This is a genomic window from Streptomyces sp. ME02-8801-2C (assembly GCF_033793965.1).
Lineage (GTDB): Bacteria > Actinomycetota > Actinomycetes > Streptomycetales > Streptomycetaceae > Streptomyces.
Genome location: NZ_JARAXP010000006.1, coordinates 233,070 through 248,942, shown reverse-complemented (window position 1 = coordinate 248,942; position 15,873 = coordinate 233,070). Strand labels below are relative to the sequence as shown.

Here is a 15,873-nt window from a genome sequence, read left to right as displayed (position 1 = left end):
CGGCGTCGCTGCCACGGGGCGTGTGCGTTGCGGGGACAGTAGCGAAGGGGGTTCGCTCAGCGGAAGGCTCCGTCCAGAATCCGGTCACTCCGCGGTACGGACTACTGCGCTTCCTCCCGAAATGCACGGCGTGTGAGCGACCGCGTACGCCCCCTCACCGGACGCTCCGGAGGGCGGTGCGGCGATCACCGCATCCGGGTCGCCCATTCCTGCACTTTGGCGATGCGCTGTCGCAACTGTCCCGCCGTCGCCTCGGCGCTCGGCGGCCCGCCGCACACGCGGCGCAGTTCGGTGTGGATCACCCCGTGCGGCTTGCCGCTCTGGTGGACGTACGCGCCGACCATGGTGTTGAGCTGCTTGCGCAGTTCCAGCATCTCCTTGTGGGAGACCACGGGCCGCCGCTCGGCGGGCAGTTCGAGGAGGTCGGCCTCGTCGTCGGGCTTCTTGCGGCTGTGCGCGATCTGCCGGGCCTGCCGCTTCTGCAACAGCATCTGCACCTGGTCGGGTTCGAGCAGCCCCGGGATGCCGAGGTAGTCCTGCTCCTCCTCGCTCCCCGGGTGCGCCTGCATACCGAACTCGGCGCCGTCGTACAGCACCCGGTCGAAGACGGCGTCGGACTCCAGCGCCTCGAAGGAGAACTGCTCCTGCTCGCCGGTGTCCTCGTCCTCCTCCCGGTTCGCCTCCTCCATCTCCTTCTCGGATTCGGCGTACGGGTCCTCCTCGCCGGCCTTCTTGGGCTTGTCGAGGGCGTGGTCGCGCTCGACCTCCATCTCGTTGGCGAAGGTGAGGAGGTCGGGGACGGTCGGCAGGAACACCGAGGCCGTCTCGCCGCGCCGCCGGGAACGCACGAAGCGTCCGACGGCCTGCGCGAAGAAGAGGGGCGTGGAGATGGTCGTGGCGTACACCCCGACCGCCAGCCGGGGCACGTCGACGCCCTCGGACACCATGCGTACGGCGACCATCCACCGGTCGTTGCTCTGGCTGAACTCGTCGATGCGGGCGGAGGCGCCGGTGTCGTCGGAGAGGACGAGGGTCGCCCGGGTCCCGGTGATGTCGCGGATCAGCTTGGCGTAGGCGCGGGCGGACTCCTGGTCGGAGGCGATGACGAGCGCCCCTGCGTCCGGGATGCCCTTGCGCACCTCGGTCAGCCGCTTGTCGGCGGCGCGCAGCACGCTGGGCATCCACTCGCCGCGCGGGTCGAGGGCGGTACGCCAGGCCTGCGACACGGCGTCCTTGGTCATCGGCTCGCCGAGCCGGGCCGCGATCTCATCACCGGCCTTGGTCCGCCACCGCATCTGTCCGCTGTAGGAGAGGAAGATGACGGGCCGCACGACGTGGTCGGCGAGCGCGTTGCCATAGCCGTAGGTGTAGTCGGCGGAGGAGCGCCGGATCCCGTCGTTCCCCTCCTCGTACGTGACGAAGGGGATGGGGTTGGTGTCGGAGCGGAACGGTGTCCCGGTGAGCGCGAGCCGCCGGGTGGCGGGCTCGAACGCCTCGAGACAGGCCTCGCCCCAGGACTTGGAGTCACCGGCGTGGTGGATCTCGTCGAGGATGACGAGGGTCTTGCGCTGTTCGCAGCGGTTGCGGTGCAGCATGGGCCGCACACCGACGCCCGCGTACGTCACGGCGACGCCCTGGTACTCCTTGCTGAGCGGTCCGGCGCTGTACTCGGGATCGAGTTTGATCCCTATCCGCGCCGCCGCCTCGGCCCACTGCTTCTTCAGGTGCTCGGTGGGCGCGACCACGGTCACCTGCTGCACGACATGGTGGTGCAGCAGCCAGGAGGCGAGCGTCAGCGCGAACGTCGTCTTGCCGGCGCCGGGGGTGGCGACGGCGAGGAAGTCACGCGGCTGCTCCTTGAGATACCTCTCCATCGCCCCCTGCTGCCAGGCGCGCAGCTTGCTGGCGGTGCCCCAGGGGGCACGGCCGGGGAAGGCGGGCGAGAGGTGATGATTCGCGGCGGTGCCGGGGGAAGCGCTGGCGGCGGTGGTAGTCACGGTCTCCGGGGTGGTCGAACGGGAGCCGAGGGCTCGGGCTACGTATGACAACCGGGCCACCCTACCGGCGGCCCGGGACTGCCAACGCGCGTACGACGCGGGGTCACCCAGGGATGGGACTCAGCTCACAGCATCCGGAAGAGTCAGCGCGCGAAGCGCGGCAACTGCGTGGCGATCTTCGGCACGTCCAGGGCACCTTGGCATACGTCCAGGACAAACGCCTCGGCCTCGTCCACATCGAACTCCGCATCCAGTGGATGGCCGTTCATGTGCAGGAAAACCCAGGTCGCGTACCAGGCGATGCGTTTGTTCCCGTCGATGAGTGCGTGGTTGCGAGCGAGGGACTCCATCAGCGCTGCAGCCTTCTGCCAGACGTCGGGATAGGCGTCCTGCCCGAACACGCTCGACTGCGGCCGCGCGAGAGCCGAGTCCAGGAGCCCGAAGTCGCGCACGTCGTCCGCCCCGAGCCGCTTCGCGAGGTTCAGCAACTCGGGGAGGGTCAGGTAGTGCATCAGGCGAGCCTCCGGTTCAGCTCGACGCTGGCCTTCAGTACGTGATCAGCAGCCTCGTTGAACAGTCTCGAATGCTCGTTTATGGCCTCGATCACAGCGTCGTGCGCGAAGGCCTGCATGCTGCGCCCCTCCGCTGCCGCACGTTCACGCAGGGAGTCGAGCTCATCGTCCGAAAACCGCAGGTTCAGTCCAGCCATGCACCAACGGTACTACGCGGTACCGCCTGGTGTCACCGCGATTCCACTCGCAACCGCGTAGTCACCCAAGCCCCCACCAACGCCACCCCCGCCATCGGCAGGAACACGACGGCGAAGGCGGCCGGATGTGAAGCGGAGGCCTCGGTCGCCGTGTGGCTCAGCGTCCCCCCGCCCAGCGCGGCGAACGCCGCACCCCCGCCGGCCAGCAGCAGCACGTTGGAGAGGCCGTCGGAGATCTGCAGGGCCGCGGAGTTGGTGCCGGCCTCCTCGGGGGCGGAGAGCTGCAGCAGCAGCACACTGGTGCTCGAGATCACCAGCCCCATCCCGAAGCACCCGAACGCCCACACCACCGCCAGCGTCCACACCGGCACCGCGTCGATCAGCACGGCGGGCGCCGCGGCGATGGAGAGCGCGACCACCACCATCCCGAACGTCATCGTCCGCTCCCGGTACGGCTCCATCCGCGCCCGCGCCTGGACGGACGACCCCAGCGCCCAGGTCACCCCGCCCGCCGCGAGCGAGAACCCGGCCATCGTCGGCGACAGCCCCCGCTGCGTGACGAGCATCAGCGGTACGAAGGACTCGGCCGCGATGAACGACCCCGCGGCCACACCGCGCAGCAACACGACGGACGGCAACCCGCGCGCGGCCCGGTAGGTCCCCCGGGGAAGCAGTCCGAGCGCGGCGGGCACGAGCAGCGAGAGGCCGAGGAGCCCGGGAACGACGGAGAACCACCGCAGATCCTGGGCGGCGTACTGGAGCAGCCCGGCACCGAAAGAGATCCCCAGCGCGAGCCGGATACGACGCCGCCCCTCCTCCGCACCCCCTTGTCCCCCTTGTCCTCCCCGCCCCCCTTTCGTCACGGTCCCGCCGGCCAGCCGACGTATCTGGGGCAGCGCGAGGGCGAGCGGGAAGACGACCAGCACCGGTATCCCGACGAACACCCAACGCCAGCCCAGCTGTTCGGTGACCGCGCCGGCGGCGAGGGGCCCGACCACGGAGGGCACCACCCAACTCGCGGCGAACGCGGCCATGATGGAGGCCCGCAACCGTTCGGGATAGGCCCGCCCGACCACGACGTACAGGGCGACGATCACCAGCCCGCCGCCCAGCCCCTGTACAGCACGCCCGGCGATGAACAGCCACATGACCCCGGCGGTCCCGGACAACAGCAACCCGGCGGCGAAGGCGGCGATCCCGGTGGTCAGCGCCCCCAGCGGCCCCCTGCGGTCCGACCACCGGCCGGAGAGCACCATCCCGAAGAGGCTGGTCGTGAAGTACCCGGAGAACGCGAACGCGTACAGCGACACCCCGTCCAGCTCCCGCGCCGCCACGGGCATGGCCGTCCCCACAGCCGTCGCCTCGAAGGCGATCAGCAGCACGACGGAGACGATCCCGACGCTGAGCGCCCGATAGGAACGCCCGAGCACCCCCTCACCGGATACGGCAGTCGGCGGGGTGTCCGTTTCGACGGCGACGCCTGTGTCGCCCGGTTCCAGGGAGGTCATGAAAGCCAGCGTAAGGGCCAACCCCAACCTTGACCCCTGTCGGAGGTAGGGGGCCCACCCGGGACCTTGGTCGTACGCCCCCTGTTTCATGAACGGCGTGTGGCAGTCCCGTTGCAGCCCGCCCGGTTCCCTTGTTCCCCCACGTTCCCCGCCCCTACGGTCGAGTCACGAAGTTCGGAACGGACACCCTCCGCTCCCAACCCGGCCGTGTGCCCGAGTGGTTCAGGGATTCGCCTGCAAAGCGAATTACGCGGGTTCGATTCCCGCCACGGCCTCCATGCCGCTCGGCACGGCCGACCGCCTTGTGCGGGCGGCCGTGCCGGCGTTGCCGTCGCGGCGTCAGAGCACCCTGCCCGCCTCGCCGTCGAAGTCGATCGTCCGTGCCCGGCGCAGCAGCCACAGGGTGAAGGCGAGCGTCGAGAGGTCCGTGTTCAGCCGGTGCAGGGTGGCCTCGGGCTCGTTCCAGGTGAGGATCGTGCCCGTTCTGCCGTCCAGGACCATGCTGTTGCCCCCGGCCAGGCGGCCCAGGCGGATCAAGTCGGCCGCGCCTTCGGGGAGTTCGGTCGCCGTGTCCTCGTCCGCGCAGTACTCGGCGAGGGTCGGCAGCGGTATGTCGCTGTCCAGGTGGAAGTGGAGACCGTCCTCCGGGAGTCCCGTGCCGGCCAGGAAGCGGCGCGTCGGCTCGTGGGTGAGCGATGCCGGGAAGTCGACGTCCTCGAAGCGGGCCACCTTGGCGTGGCCGAACTCCTGCTCCAGAAGCCGGCCGGGCAGGTCGAGGGCGAGGCCCGACTCCGCCCCGGGCACGGCGAACCTGGCCAGCGGGCGGATCAGGGCGGCCATCTTCCAGTACGGCAGGACATCACCGCTGGTGCCCTGTGCGAACACCGTCAGCAGCTGCCTGGACGTCTCCGCCGCCGTAAGGGCGGTGAACCCGCCTGCGGACAGAGCCAGTTGGGCTCGCGCGACCGCCAACTCCTCCGTCGCCGCCGCGAACCGCACCAGCGTCTCCAGCGGGGAGGCCGACTGGCGCCGGTCCGCACGGACGGAGCCGGCGGGCGAGAAGTGCCTCGTAGCTGTCTCACCCGTCGGGTTCGGCGGGGTCTGCGGGGTCGGCTGGTTCACCACCGTCCGCACGGCCCCGGTCCGCACGGCCCCGGTCCGGACAGCCCCGGCGCGCACCGCCCCTGTCCGCCCTGCCCGGGTACGCAGTGCGCCGAACCTCAACTCACCCCTGGCGGACGGCAGTCCCACGCGCGTCGGCAGTTCGCCCCTGGTCAGCGTGATCGTCGTGCTCATGGTTTCCCCCGCGCATGGTTGTTCGCAGTCCCCCGGGCGGGACGCGAAAACGTCCGCTGCCCGGCAGGCCCTCCCACTGCCCAGAACACTACGCGCCACCACTGACAACGGGCCCTGACCTGCGGCGGAGCCCCATCCGACGACTCTCAGCCGAAGTACACGCCACCCACGACGACCACGACCGCCGCCACCATGAACAGCAGCACCCACGCCAGCACCTTGCCGGGCGTCGGCCCGGACTCGTACCGCGGCTGCTCCTCCGGAGCGGGACCGGGAGCCGGAGTCGTCATGGTGTCGTCACCACCGCCGCCTGCGGGCGGATCGGGAGGCGGTTCACCGGGCGGCCCGTCGCCGCGCGTACCGCCGAGGCGATGGCCGCCGGGGACGTCACCACCGGCACCGCGCTCGCCGCCTTCGCGCCGAAGGGGGCGACCACGTCCCGTTCCTCGACCAGCTTGACGATCCGGATGTCCGGGGCGTCGAGGGCGGTCGGGAGGGCGTAGCCCGTGAGGTCGGGGTGGCGGATCAGCCCGCGCGCGGAGCGCAGGTTCTCCGTCAGCGCGATGCCCACGCCCTGGGTGACGCCCGCCTCGATCCGGGCCGCGAGCTGGGCCGGGTTGAGGACCCGGCCGACGTCCTGGGCGAGCGCCAGCTCCACCACGCGTACCGACCCCAGTTCGATGTCGACGTCCACCACCGCGCGGATCGCGCAGAACGCAAGGCCCACGAAGGCGTCGCCCTGGCCCGCCTCGTCGAGGGGTTCCGTGGGGTGGGGGCGGCACTGGGCGGTGGCCCACAGTTCCTTGCCGTCCATCGCCTCGGTCACCGTGGTCGACAGGACACCGTCGTACGAGGTGATCTTGCCGTCGATGATCTGGAGCAGCTCCGTGGACATGCCGAACTTGTGCGCCAGGGGCTGGAGGAGCTGGGTGCGCACCATCTTCGCGGCCCGTTCCACCGCGCCGCCCGACACCCAGGTGTGGCGGCCCCTGGCGCCCGGGCCGGCCGGGGGCTGGTCGGTGTCGACGGGGGCCACGTGGACCTCGTCGATGCCCAGGGTCTCCTGGACGATCTGGCGGGCCAGGGTGGTGAAGCCCTGGCCTGTCTCCACCGCCGCGCACAGGACCGTGGCGATGCCGTCGTGGACCTTGACGGTGGCCGTCGAGACCTCGTCCGCGCCCTCGGCGCCGAGCATGTGAACCATGCCGAGGCCGTAGCCGACGCCCCGGCGGACCGCGCCCGGTTCGCCGGCGCCCTCGGGGCCGCCCGGCAGCAGCCACTCGTCCTCGGGAGTGTCCTTGGGGAGCGCGGGGAGCGGGAAGTCCCGTACCGCCTGGAGGAGTTCGGCGACGGGGGCCGGACAGGTGACGGACTGGCCGGTGGGCAGTACGTCGCCGGTGGCCATCACGTTGCGCAGGCGCAGCTCGGCCGGGTCGACGCCGAGTCTCTTCGCGAGCTTGTCCATCTGGGCCTCGTAGGCCGCGCAGACCTGCATCGCGCCCTCGCCGCGCACATGGCCGGAGGGGGGGTTGTTGGTGCGCACCGCCCAGCCCTCGATGAAGGCGTTGGGGACGACGTAGGGGCCGCAGGCGAAGGACACGGCCGCCGCGAGGGCCTCGGCGGAGGTGTCCGCGTACGCGCCCGCGTCGAGCAGGATCTGCGCCTCGACCTTCACCAGCTTGCCGTCGGCGTCCGCGTGGTGGCGGTAGCGCAGGAGCGTGGGGTGTCTGTGGACGTGGCCCAGGAAGGACTCTTCGCGGGTCGCCGTCAGTTTCACCGGGCAGCCGGTCTTGAGGGCCAACAGGCCCAGCGGGAGCTGGAAGCCCTGGTCCTCGCGGTCGGCGGTGGCGCCGGGGACCCCGGTGACGACCACTTTCACCCGTTCCGGCTCCAGGCCGTAGCAGGCGGCGGCGGCGGCGCGGTCGGCGTGCGGGTCGGTGGAGGCGAGGTAGAGCTCCACGCCGCCGTCGGGGCGCGGTACGGCGAGGCCCGCCTCGGCGCCGATGGGCGCCGGGTCCTGGCGGCCGATCCGGTAGAGGCCCTCCACGACGATCTCGCCGGCCGCCTCCGGGTCGCCGTGGCGCAGCGGGATGTGCCGGATCAGGTTGCCGTCGGGGTGCAGCGGTTCGGCCTCGAAGGCCTGCTCGGGGTCGGTCACCGGGTCGAGTACTTCGTACTCGACGAAGATCGCCGCCGCCGCCATGCGTGCGGTGTCCGGGTGGTCGGCGGCGACCGCGGCGATGGGCTCCCCGTGGTGGCGTACGACCTCGGAGGCGAACATCGGGCGGTCGGCCCGGCCACGGCCGTGCAGCTCCACGCCCGGCACGTCCTCGTGCGTCACGACGGCCCGTACGCCGGGCATCTCGCGCGCGTGGGCGGTGTCGATGGAGATGATGCGCGCGTGCGGGTGCGGTGAGCGCAGTACGGCGGCCCACAGCAGGCCCTCGGCCCACAGGTCGGCCGCGTACGGGAACGTGCCCTCCGTCTTCGCGCGCGCGTCGGCGGCCGGCAGCGACACGCCGAGGCCGTGCGGGAGTGCCTCCGCGTCGGGGGCGGCCTCCGCGGCCGTGGTCGCGGTGGCGGCTTCGTTGCTCACGTCTGGCCTCCGTCCTGGCCGTGAGTCTGGTCATACGCGTGCGAGTCGTGGTTCCGGGCGGGCTCGAAGCCCGGGGCGTCGAACGCGGACGGGTTGACGCCGCCGCCGCCCGGTCCGGCCTGGTGCGGGATGCGGGCCTCGCCGTCCTCCCCGTCCTCGGCGGCGTGCGCCTCGCGTCCGGCGACGACCTCGCGGACCGCCTCCAGGACGCCCCGGTAGCCGGAGCAGCGGCACAGGTTGCCGCACAGGGCCTGGCGCGTCTCCAGTTCGGTCGGGGCGGGGTTGCCCTCCAGGAGGTCGTGCACGGTCATCGCCATCCCGGGGATGCAGAAACCGCACTGCACGGCACCGCACTTGGCGAGCGCCCGCTGGACGTCCGAGGGCCGTCCGTCGGCGGCGAGGCCCTCGACGGTGCGTACCTCGCTGCCTGCGGCGGTGACCGCGGGCACCAGGCAGGAGGCGACGAGCCGTCCGTCGACCTGGACGTTGCAGGCCCCGCACTCGCCCTGGGAGCAGCCGTCCTTGGCACCGGCGAGGCCGAGGCGCTCGCGCAGTACGTAGAGCAGCGACTCGCCGATCCAGGCGTCGGTGACGGGCCGGTCGGAGCCGTTGACGCGCAGCACGTAGGAGGCGAGGGGGTGTTCCTCGCCGGGCGGTCCGGGGGCGTCCTCGGCCGCTTCGGGCTCGGCGGCGGGCTGCTCGGCGGTCGTGGTGGCACCCGATGCCTCGGAGTCCGCGTCCGACTCGCCCGCCACGGGCTCCTCGGCGGCCTCCGGCGAGGTACCCGGCCTGGCGGGCGGGTCGGGCTCCACGGCGGCCTCTGCGGGGCCGTCAGGGGCTTCGGCGGGGTCGTGGACGACAGCGGCGGGGCCTTGGTCCTCGTCGGCGACCGGGTGACCGGCCTCGGCGGCGGTGCGACCGGAGGCGTCCGCCGGGTGACCGGTCTCATCGGTCGCGCGACCAACGCCGCCTGTTTCGTGCGCGGTTTCGGGCGCGTACGTCGTTCCCGCGCCCGTCGTCCGATCGGAGGTCTCCGACTCCGGCCGCGACTCCTGCCCCTGCTCCGGCTCGGCCGCGGGCGCCCAGGACTGGCCCGCCCCCTCCGTCGCCCAGGGCGCGGGCGCGCCGCCGGGGAGCGTGGCGGGCGGTGTGCCGCCCCACTGCTCGACCAGTGCCGAGGTACTGAACTCGCCCGATTCGTCCGGAAGGTCACCAATGGCGACGGGGATCCGCCACTCCCCGGTCACCTCGCGGCCCGGGACGCCGGCAGCGGCTGCCTCGGGCCCACCGGCGCCCTGCTCGAAGGCCCACTGTCCCGTGGAGCTCTGGTCGTAGCTGAACCCGTCGTGCCGCGCGGCCTCCTGGGGCACGGCGTTCGGGTCCGGCCACTGGGCGCCCCCGGGGGGCGCGGGCGGAGCCCCCCACGCGCCCGGCGCACCCGGCGCGCCGGTGGAACCGTCCTCGGGTCCCGCGCCCGGCGCCGCCTCTATGCGCGGGGGCACGTATCCGTGGCCGGGAGCGGCCAGCGGGCTGTCCACGGAGGTCAGCAGCGCGTCGATGCCGCCTTCGGGGAGCTTCACGAACGCGGTGGCCCCGTCGTCGTAGTCGCCCTGGGGCAGCGGGTCCCAGCGGCCCGCGCCAGGGGGCACGCCGTCTTCGCGCCGCTCCGGCTGCCGGCCTGCGCGCGGGTCCTCGTACTGGTCGTCGCCGTACTGGTCGTCGGTCACGACAGTGCCCTCCCCAGTGCTCGCCGGGCCAGCGCGGCGACAGTGCGCCGCAGATGCATCACAGCGGGCGGAAGCGGTGGTACGGAGCCGTCCTCGGCCGGGGCCGGGTCGGGAATGCAGGCCGCGGCGACGTACTCGCCGAAGGCACCCAGTGCCTCCGGGACGATCGTGCGGTTGTTGTCCCAGTCGATGAGCCGGGCGACCCACTGCTCGGCGTCCAGCGGACGCAGCGGCATCGGCGCTATGGCACCGACGGCGCACCTGACTCCACGCCGGGCGGGGTCGAGGACGAGCGCGACGGACGCGAGGGCGCGCCCGGGGCCGGTCCGTCCGGTCGCCTTCAGGAAGACCTGGGGGGCGTGCAGCAGGGGCACGCGCACGAAGCCGATGAGTTCACCGGCGCGCAGCATCTCCACCCCGGCCAGCAGGTGCGACACGGGGATCTCACGGCGGGCGCCGCCGGGGCCCGCGATGATGAGCGTCGCCTCCAGGGCGGCCAGCACGGGCAGCGCGTCCCCCGTGGGGGCGGCCGTGGCGATGTTGCCGCCCAGGGTGCCCGCGTTGCGGATCTGCGGTGGGCCCGCGGCACGCGCGGAGGCGGCCAGGGCCGGGATCAGGGCGGCGAAGTCGGGGCGGCCCATCCGCGCGTGGGTGAGGCCGGCGCCGAGCAGGGCGTGGCCGTCCTGGTACTGCCAGCCCCGGATCTCGCTGATCCGGCCGAGGCCGACGAGCGCTGCGGGCCTGAGCTGCCCCGAGTTGACGGTGGCCATGAGGTCGGTGCCGCCCGCCACGGGAACGGCGGTCGGCATGGCGGCGAGTGCCGCGACGGCCTCGTCCAGCGAGGCGGGCAGCGTCACGGCCTGCGCCGCCTGCGGTGCGTGCGTGGTCAAACCGGCTGCCCCTTCCCGCTGCCCCACCTGGTCCCACCTGTGTTGCCGTACGGTACGTGCTGACAGGGCGGACGTGGCAACTCTGGCACATTCTCGCGAGACCCGAACGCGGGGGTCCGCCAGGAGGCATTCGCCCCTCTCGCCAGCGGCATGGTCCGTTTTCGTACGACATCTCCGATCAGCTCTGATTCGAACCGATCGGAGACTGTTGGGGGACTTTTGTTCGTGGGGACGCGTGCGGCCTCACGCGTTCGGGGGCGCCCCCTCGATCGGACGCCCGAGACTGCCCTTCATGCCTTCCGGGGCCGGCCGCCGCTGCCACGGACGCGGCCCCGCGGGCGGCCGATAACCGACCCCGAGGGCATCAAGTCGCCCGTAATGGGCGGCCATCCGGCGCTCGAAGTCGACGAAGTCCCGCTCGGCGGGCGCGGGCAGCTCGCTCCAGGCGACCTCGGCGAAGGCCGCCAGCCGCGGGAACGCCTGGTAGTCCACGCGCCCGATGTCCTCCATCACCTCGGTCCACAGATTGGCCTGGGTGCCGAGGACGTGCCGCGCCTCCTCGGGGCCCAACTCCGAGGGAACCGGCTCGAAACGGAAGACATCCTCAAGGGTGCGGACGTACCCGATGGGGAAGGGTTCATCGGTGCCGCCGTGCTGACGGTGGTCCAGGTACACGTACTGCTCGGGGCACATGACGACGTCGTGTCCCGCGCGCGCGGCGGTGATGCCGCCCGCGTAACCGCGCCAGGAGGAGACCGCGGCGCCGGGTGCGAGGCCGCCCTCCAGGATCTCGTCCCAGCCGATGAGCCGACGCCCGCGCGCGGAGAGCCACTTGTCGAAGTGCGCGATGAACCAGGACTGCAGCCCGTCCTCGTCCCCGACCCCGAGTTCCTCGATACGGGCCTGCGCGGTGGGCGACTCCCGCCACTGCTCCTTCGCGCACTCGTCACCGCCGACATGAATGAACTCACCCGGAAACAGGTCGAGGAGTTCCTCGAAGACGCCCTCGTAGAAGCGCAGGGTGTTGTCAGTGGGGGCGAGTACGTTGTGACTGACGCCCCAGTTGTCCCAGACGGAGAGGGAGGTCGTGTCGATGACATCCGTGTTGCCGAGTTCCGGATACGCGGCGATGGCGGCCTGCGAGTGCCCCGGTACGTCGATTTCGGGGACCACCCGGATATGCCGTTCGGCGGCGTAGGCGACGATCTCGCGGATGTCGTCCTGGGTGTAGAAGCCCCCGTGCGGCTTCTCCTCCCACAGCGGTGAGGCTCGGTGGCCGAATTTCGTCCGGGCCCGCCAGGAGCCGACCTCCGTCAGCCTCGGGTACCGCTTGATCTCGACGCGCCAGCCCTGGTCGTCCGTCAGGTGGAAGTGGAAGACGTTGAGTTTGTGCGCCGCCATCAGATCCAGGTAGCGCAGGACACCGTCCTTGGGCATGAAGTGCCGGGAGACGTCGAGCATGAGGCCGCGCCAGCCGAAGCGAGGGGTGTCCTCGACGAACGTACCGGGGACGAGCCATTGCCGGCCGGGGGTCACAGGGGCACGGCGGAAGGCATCGGGCCCGAGCAGCTGACGGAGCGTCTGCGCACCCCAGAACACGCCGGCCGGCCCGCCGCCGTGGATGGTGATGTCGTCCCCGTTGACGTACAGCTTGTAGCCCTCGGGGCCGAGATGACCGGCGTCCTCGGGCAGCACCCGCAGCCGGACGGTCTCTCCGTCGTTGCCCGAGCCGGGCGGCAGCGCGAGCCCGGTCGCCGCCCCGAGCACACCGCGCAGCCAGCGTTCCGTCGTCTCGGTGCCGGGCCCCGCGTCGACGACCGTGTTCTCGTCGAACACGAAGCCGCCGGCGGAGGCGACGTCCCGCAGGGTCACGGGCGCCGGAATCAGTTCAGTCATGTCGGTTCAGTCCTTAACCGCTCCACCGAGCCCCGACACCAGTCGGCGCTGCACGAGTACGAAGAACACCAGCACCGGAATCGTCATCACCGTGGAGGCGGCCATCACGCCTCCCCAGTCCGGGTCGTCGGGCTTGTAGAAGACCAGCAGGGCCATCGGCAGCGTCGACTGGGAGGTGTCGCTGATGATGAACGACTTGGCGAACAGGAAGTCGTTCCAGGCCGAGATGAAGGAGAACACGCTGGTGGCCACCAGCCCGGGGAAGACCAGCGGGAAAAGGATCTGCCACAGGAATCGCGACCGGCTCGCCCCGTCGATGTACGCGGCCTCCTCCAACGCCTCGGGAACGGCCTTCACGAATCCCCGCAGCATCCAGATCGCGAAGGGCAGCGAGAAGGCGATGTGCGGCAGGATCAGGGAACCCAGGGTGTTCAGCTGCCCGAAGTCCCGCATCAGGAAGAACAGCGGGATCGTGAGCGCCTCCACGGGCACCATCTGGGCCACCAGGAACATGATCAGCAGGGTGGTCCGGAATCGGAACCGGAATCGTGTCACGGCGGTCGCCGCGAGAAAGGCGATCAGCGCCGAGACGACGACCACGGAGGAGGCGACCACAAGGCTGTTGAGAAAGTACCGGCCGAATTCCTGCTGCCCGAAGACCCGCCGGAAGGAGTCAAGGGAAGGGGCCGTCGTCCAGGGGCGCGGCTCGGTCGACTCGATCTCACCGGCCGGTTTGAAGGCGCTGAGCACCATCCAGTAGAGGGGAAAGGCGACGACGGCCGCGATCAGCAGCGCCGACACCTCGGCGGCCAGCCGCCAGGGCCGCCGCACGAAGCGTCGCCCTCGGACAACGTTGCCGTACGTCACAGCTCCTCCCCCTGTCTGCGCAGCAGCCGCAGGTACCCGAGGGTCACGGCGAGCAGGATCAGCAGCATCACGATTCCGATCGCCGAGCCGAGGCTGTACTGGGAGGAGGCGAAGGCCTGCTGGTAGGCGTAGACGTTGAGGGTGAGGTTCTGGCCGGCGATGCCGCCCCCGTTCGTCATCACATAGATCTGGGTGAAGACCTTGAAGTCCCAGATGACCGACTGGATGGTGACGACCACCAGGATCGGGCGGAGCATCGGCGCCAGCACCGAGCGCCAGATCCGCAGCTGGGAGGCGCCGTCCAGGGCCGCCGCCTCGAGCACCTCGGCGGGGACGGCACGGATCCCCGCGTACACCGTGACCATCACGAACGGGAAGGAGCACCAAACCACTTCGAGCAGAACGAGGAAGAAGGCGCTGAACCGGCCGTACGTCCATGAGTGGTCGCCGAGGCCAAGCACCCGGTTGACCGGCCCGAAGTCGGGGTCGAAGAGGAACAGCCAGACCGTGGACCCGGTGACCGCGGGGGTCGCCCACGCCCCGAGCGCCGCCAGCATCAACGCCAGCCGGGGAAGGGCCCGCACCCGGGTCAGCAGCACGGCAAGAGCACACCCGACGGAGAGCGTGGAACCTACACAGGCAGCCGCGAAGACGACGGTCGCCAGCAACACCCGCCAGAACTCCGAGTCGGAAAAGATCTCCCGATAGTTGCCGAGCCCTTCAAAGGTAACGGGCGCCCCACCACTGACCTGAGCCTGGGTGTAATGAAAAACCGAAATCAACCCAAGCTGATAGATGGGGTAAAGCAGCAACCCCCCAAGAACAAGGAGAGCAGGGGCAAGATAAATCCAGGGGGCAGTGGCCCGACCAAAGGGGCGCGGGGAACTGCGCGACAAGCCACAACGCACCCGCACCCGCCGACGCTCCGCACCCCCCACCCCAGTAGCCCCCCTCACCCGGCGGAGCCAAACGCATCGTCCATCTTCTGCGCCGCCTCCGCCGAGGCCGCCGCAACCCCCTTCTTGCCACTGACGATCGACTGGAACATCGTCGGCAGCACCAGCGAGGAGTCGATCTGGGACCACGCCGGCGAAGCCGGCACGAACTTCGTCCCCGCCTCGAGCGTTTTCACGAAGGGCGCGACATACGCCTGCTTCTTGGCAACGACCGCACGCGTGTCCGCGAACGTCGGCAAGAAGCCCATGGAATCGAAGAGTTCGGTCTGCGTCCGCTTGGAGGCGAGCTGTTCCATCAACTGGACGGCGAGCGTCCGGTGCGAAGTGCTGTTCAGCACACCGAGGTTGTTCCCGCCCGCGAACGCGGGTGCCACCGAGCCGGCCTCGACGCCGGGCAGCGGTACGACGGCGTAGTCACCCTTGACCTTGCCGGCCTCGACGGCCGCGTGGTTGAAGTCGCCGCCGATCGCCATGCCGGCCTTGCCCGCGGCGAAGGCGGTGATGGTGTCGTTGCCGCCCATGCCCGCGCACTTGGCGGCGGGACAGTTGTCGTCGCCGAAGAGGGAGGTGTAGGCCTTGATGCCCTTCTGGGCGGCGGCGCTGTCGATGGCGGAGGCGTACGAACCGCCTCGGCCGGTGGCGAGTTCGCCGCCGTTGGCCCAGATGAACGGCATCGCGCCGTAGGTGAAGGCGCCGCCGACCGCGATGCCGTAGAGGTCGGGCTCGGCCGCGCGGATCGCGTGCGCGGTCGACGTCAACTCGGCCATGGTCTTCGGCACCTCGAGGCCGAGTTCCTTGAAGATGTCGGTGCGGTAGTACAGGGCGCGGACGCCCACGAAGAAGGGGGCGCCGTAGACCTTGCCGTCGACGGTGACGGACTGGCGGGCCGTGGGGTCGGTGTCCTTCGCCTCGTTCCAGGCCGCGAACTCCTTGGTGATGTCGAGGAGTCCGCCGTCGTGGACGTACCCGGCGGTGTCCGTGTTGCCGTACTCGATGACGTCGGGGGCGCTCTTCGGGTCGTTGAAGGCGGCCTTGATGCGCTGGGCGCGGGTCTCGACGGGGATGTACTCGACCTTGACGTCGGCGCCCTTGTGGGCCTTCTCGAAGGCGTCGACGACCGAGGTGACGACCTTCTCCTTCGGGGCGTTGCCGACCTCCTGGAACAGCCATACGCGCAGAGTGCCGGTCTGCTCGTCCTTGCCGGAGGAGGAGTTGTCCGAAGTTTCGGGGGCACAAGCGGTGGCAGTGAGCCCGGCAAGGGTCAGGGCGGCCACGGAGGCGACCAGTCGGGCAGATGGGACAGAGAGCTTCATCTGGCGTTTCCTCCGGTGAAAGCGTTGCAACATACGCAATGGATGTTTCGCTCTGCACAACATCACGGAGGCTATGGACTGCGGGGACACGGCCACAAGAGGTCTTGACCACCTCTCC

The 15,873-nt window shown here is 70.9% G+C and carries 13 protein-coding genes and 1 tRNA gene; 1 reads left to right on the top strand and 13 read right to left on the bottom strand.

Annotation, left to right across the window (positions count from 1 at the left end):
- Window positions 1-185 precede the first annotated feature (185 nt).
- From PV396_RS21295 to PV396_RS21280, 4 genes are all read right to left on the bottom strand, one after another.
- Window positions 186-1,997: a DEAD/DEAH box helicase gene (locus PV396_RS21295; protein ID WP_319206771.1), complete on the bottom strand. Its 1,812-nt coding sequence runs from the start codon at window positions 1,995-1,997 to the stop codon at window positions 186-188.
- A gap of 143 nt (window positions 1,998-2,140) precedes the next feature.
- Window positions 2,141-2,509 (bottom strand): type II toxin-antitoxin system death-on-curing family toxin, encoded by a 369-nt coding sequence (locus tag PV396_RS21290; protein WP_319206770.1) that lies wholly within the window; start codon window positions 2,507-2,509, stop codon window positions 2,141-2,143.
- Entirely contained in the window at window positions 2,509-2,706 is a 198-nt protein-coding gene (locus tag PV396_RS21285) for a hypothetical protein (protein WP_319206768.1), read from the bottom strand. Before PV396_RS21285 ends, PV396_RS21290 begins: the two co-directional genes overlap by 1 nt.
- Window positions 2,707-2,738: 32 nt before the next feature.
- Window positions 2,739-4,214 carry an MFS transporter gene (locus tag PV396_RS21280; protein WP_319206766.1) on the bottom strand — a complete coding sequence of 492 codons (1,476 nt, stop codon included), beginning with the start codon at window positions 4,212-4,214 and terminating at the stop codon, window positions 2,739-2,741.
- 203 nt (window positions 4,215-4,417) lie between these two features.
- Between PV396_RS21280 and PV396_RS21275 the strand changes: the two genes are divergently transcribed.
- Window positions 4,418-4,492: transfer RNA gene (locus PV396_RS21275), tRNA-Cys, on the top strand.
- Window positions 4,493-4,553: 61 nt separating this feature from the next.
- Here PV396_RS21275 and PV396_RS21270 read toward each other — a convergent pair.
- The 9 genes from PV396_RS21270 to PV396_RS21230 all read right to left on the bottom strand — a co-directional run bounded on the left by PV396_RS21270 (window position 4,554) and on the right by PV396_RS21230 (window position 15,755).
- Complete coding sequence (locus PV396_RS21270) at window positions 4,554-5,510, bottom strand: SUKH-4 family immunity protein (RefSeq protein WP_319206764.1); 957 nt, start codon at window positions 5,508-5,510, stop codon at window positions 4,554-4,556.
- A 146-nt stretch (window positions 5,511-5,656) separates the two neighbouring features.
- Window positions 5,657-5,800: a hypothetical protein gene (locus tag PV396_RS21265; RefSeq protein ID WP_319206762.1), complete on the bottom strand. Its 144-nt coding sequence runs from the start codon at window positions 5,798-5,800 to the stop codon at window positions 5,657-5,659.
- Window positions 5,797-8,106, bottom strand: coding sequence for a xanthine dehydrogenase family protein molybdopterin-binding subunit (locus PV396_RS21260; protein ID WP_319206760.1), 2,310 nt, complete (start codon window positions 8,104-8,106; stop codon window positions 5,797-5,799). Before PV396_RS21260 ends, PV396_RS21265 begins: the two co-directional genes overlap by 4 nt.
- The gene (locus PV396_RS21255; RefSeq protein ID WP_416071449.1) at window positions 8,103-9,833 is read right to left on the bottom strand and encodes a 2Fe-2S iron-sulfur cluster-binding protein; all 1,731 of its coding nucleotides are present in this window, start codon (window positions 9,831-9,833) and stop codon (window positions 8,103-8,105) included. Before PV396_RS21255 ends, PV396_RS21260 begins: the two co-directional genes overlap by 4 nt.
- The gene (locus tag PV396_RS21250; RefSeq protein WP_319206758.1) at window positions 9,830-10,723 is read right to left on the bottom strand and encodes an FAD binding domain-containing protein; all 894 of its coding nucleotides are present in this window, start codon (window positions 10,721-10,723) and stop codon (window positions 9,830-9,832) included. The genes PV396_RS21255 and PV396_RS21250 overlap by 4 nt, the downstream gene beginning before the upstream one ends.
- A 243-nt stretch (window positions 10,724-10,966) precedes the next feature.
- Window positions 10,967-12,619: a beta-N-acetylhexosaminidase gene (locus tag PV396_RS21245; RefSeq protein WP_319206757.1), complete on the bottom strand. Its 1,653-nt coding sequence runs from the start codon at window positions 12,617-12,619 to the stop codon at window positions 10,967-10,969.
- Window positions 12,620-12,625: 6 nt separating this feature from the next.
- Window positions 12,626-13,486: a carbohydrate ABC transporter permease gene (locus PV396_RS21240; protein WP_319206755.1), complete on the bottom strand. Its 861-nt coding sequence runs from the start codon at window positions 13,484-13,486 to the stop codon at window positions 12,626-12,628.
- Window positions 13,483-14,400 carry a sugar ABC transporter permease gene (locus PV396_RS21235; RefSeq protein ID WP_319207379.1) on the bottom strand — a complete coding sequence of 306 codons (918 nt, stop codon included), beginning with the start codon at window positions 14,398-14,400 and terminating at the stop codon, window positions 13,483-13,485. Before PV396_RS21235 ends, PV396_RS21240 begins: the two co-directional genes overlap by 4 nt.
- Window positions 14,401-14,438: 38 nt before the next feature.
- Complete coding sequence (locus PV396_RS21230) at window positions 14,439-15,755, bottom strand: extracellular solute-binding protein (protein ID WP_319206753.1); 1,317 nt, start codon at window positions 15,753-15,755, stop codon at window positions 14,439-14,441.
- Between the last annotated feature and the right edge of the window lie 118 nt (window positions 15,756-15,873).

Excerpts from the sequence above, each read along its gene's own strand:
- PV396_RS21290 (WP_319206770.1), bottom strand. The coding sequence starts at position 2,509 with ATGCACTACCTGACCCTCCCCGAGTTGCTGAACCTCGCGAAGCGGCTC.
- PV396_RS21285 (WP_319206768.1), bottom strand. The coding sequence starts at position 2,706 with ATGGCTGGACTGAACCTGCGGTTTTCGGACGATGAGCTCGACTCCCTG.
- PV396_RS21280 (WP_319206766.1), bottom strand. The coding sequence starts at position 4,214 with ATGACCTCCCTGGAACCGGGCGACACAGGCGTCGCCGTCGAAACGGAC.
- PV396_RS21270 (WP_319206764.1), bottom strand. The coding sequence starts at position 5,510 with ATGAGCACGACGATCACGCTGACCAGGGGCGAACTGCCGACGCGCGTG.
- PV396_RS21265 (WP_319206762.1), bottom strand. The coding sequence starts at position 5,800 with ATGACGACTCCGGCTCCCGGTCCCGCTCCGGAGGAGCAGCCGCGGTAC.
- PV396_RS21245 (WP_319206757.1), bottom strand. The coding sequence starts at position 12,619 with ATGACTGAACTGATTCCGGCGCCCGTGACCCTGCGGGACGTCGCCTCC.
- PV396_RS21230 (WP_319206753.1), bottom strand. The coding sequence starts at position 15,755 with ATGAAGCTCTCTGTCCCATCTGCCCGACTGGTCGCCTCCGTGGCCGCC.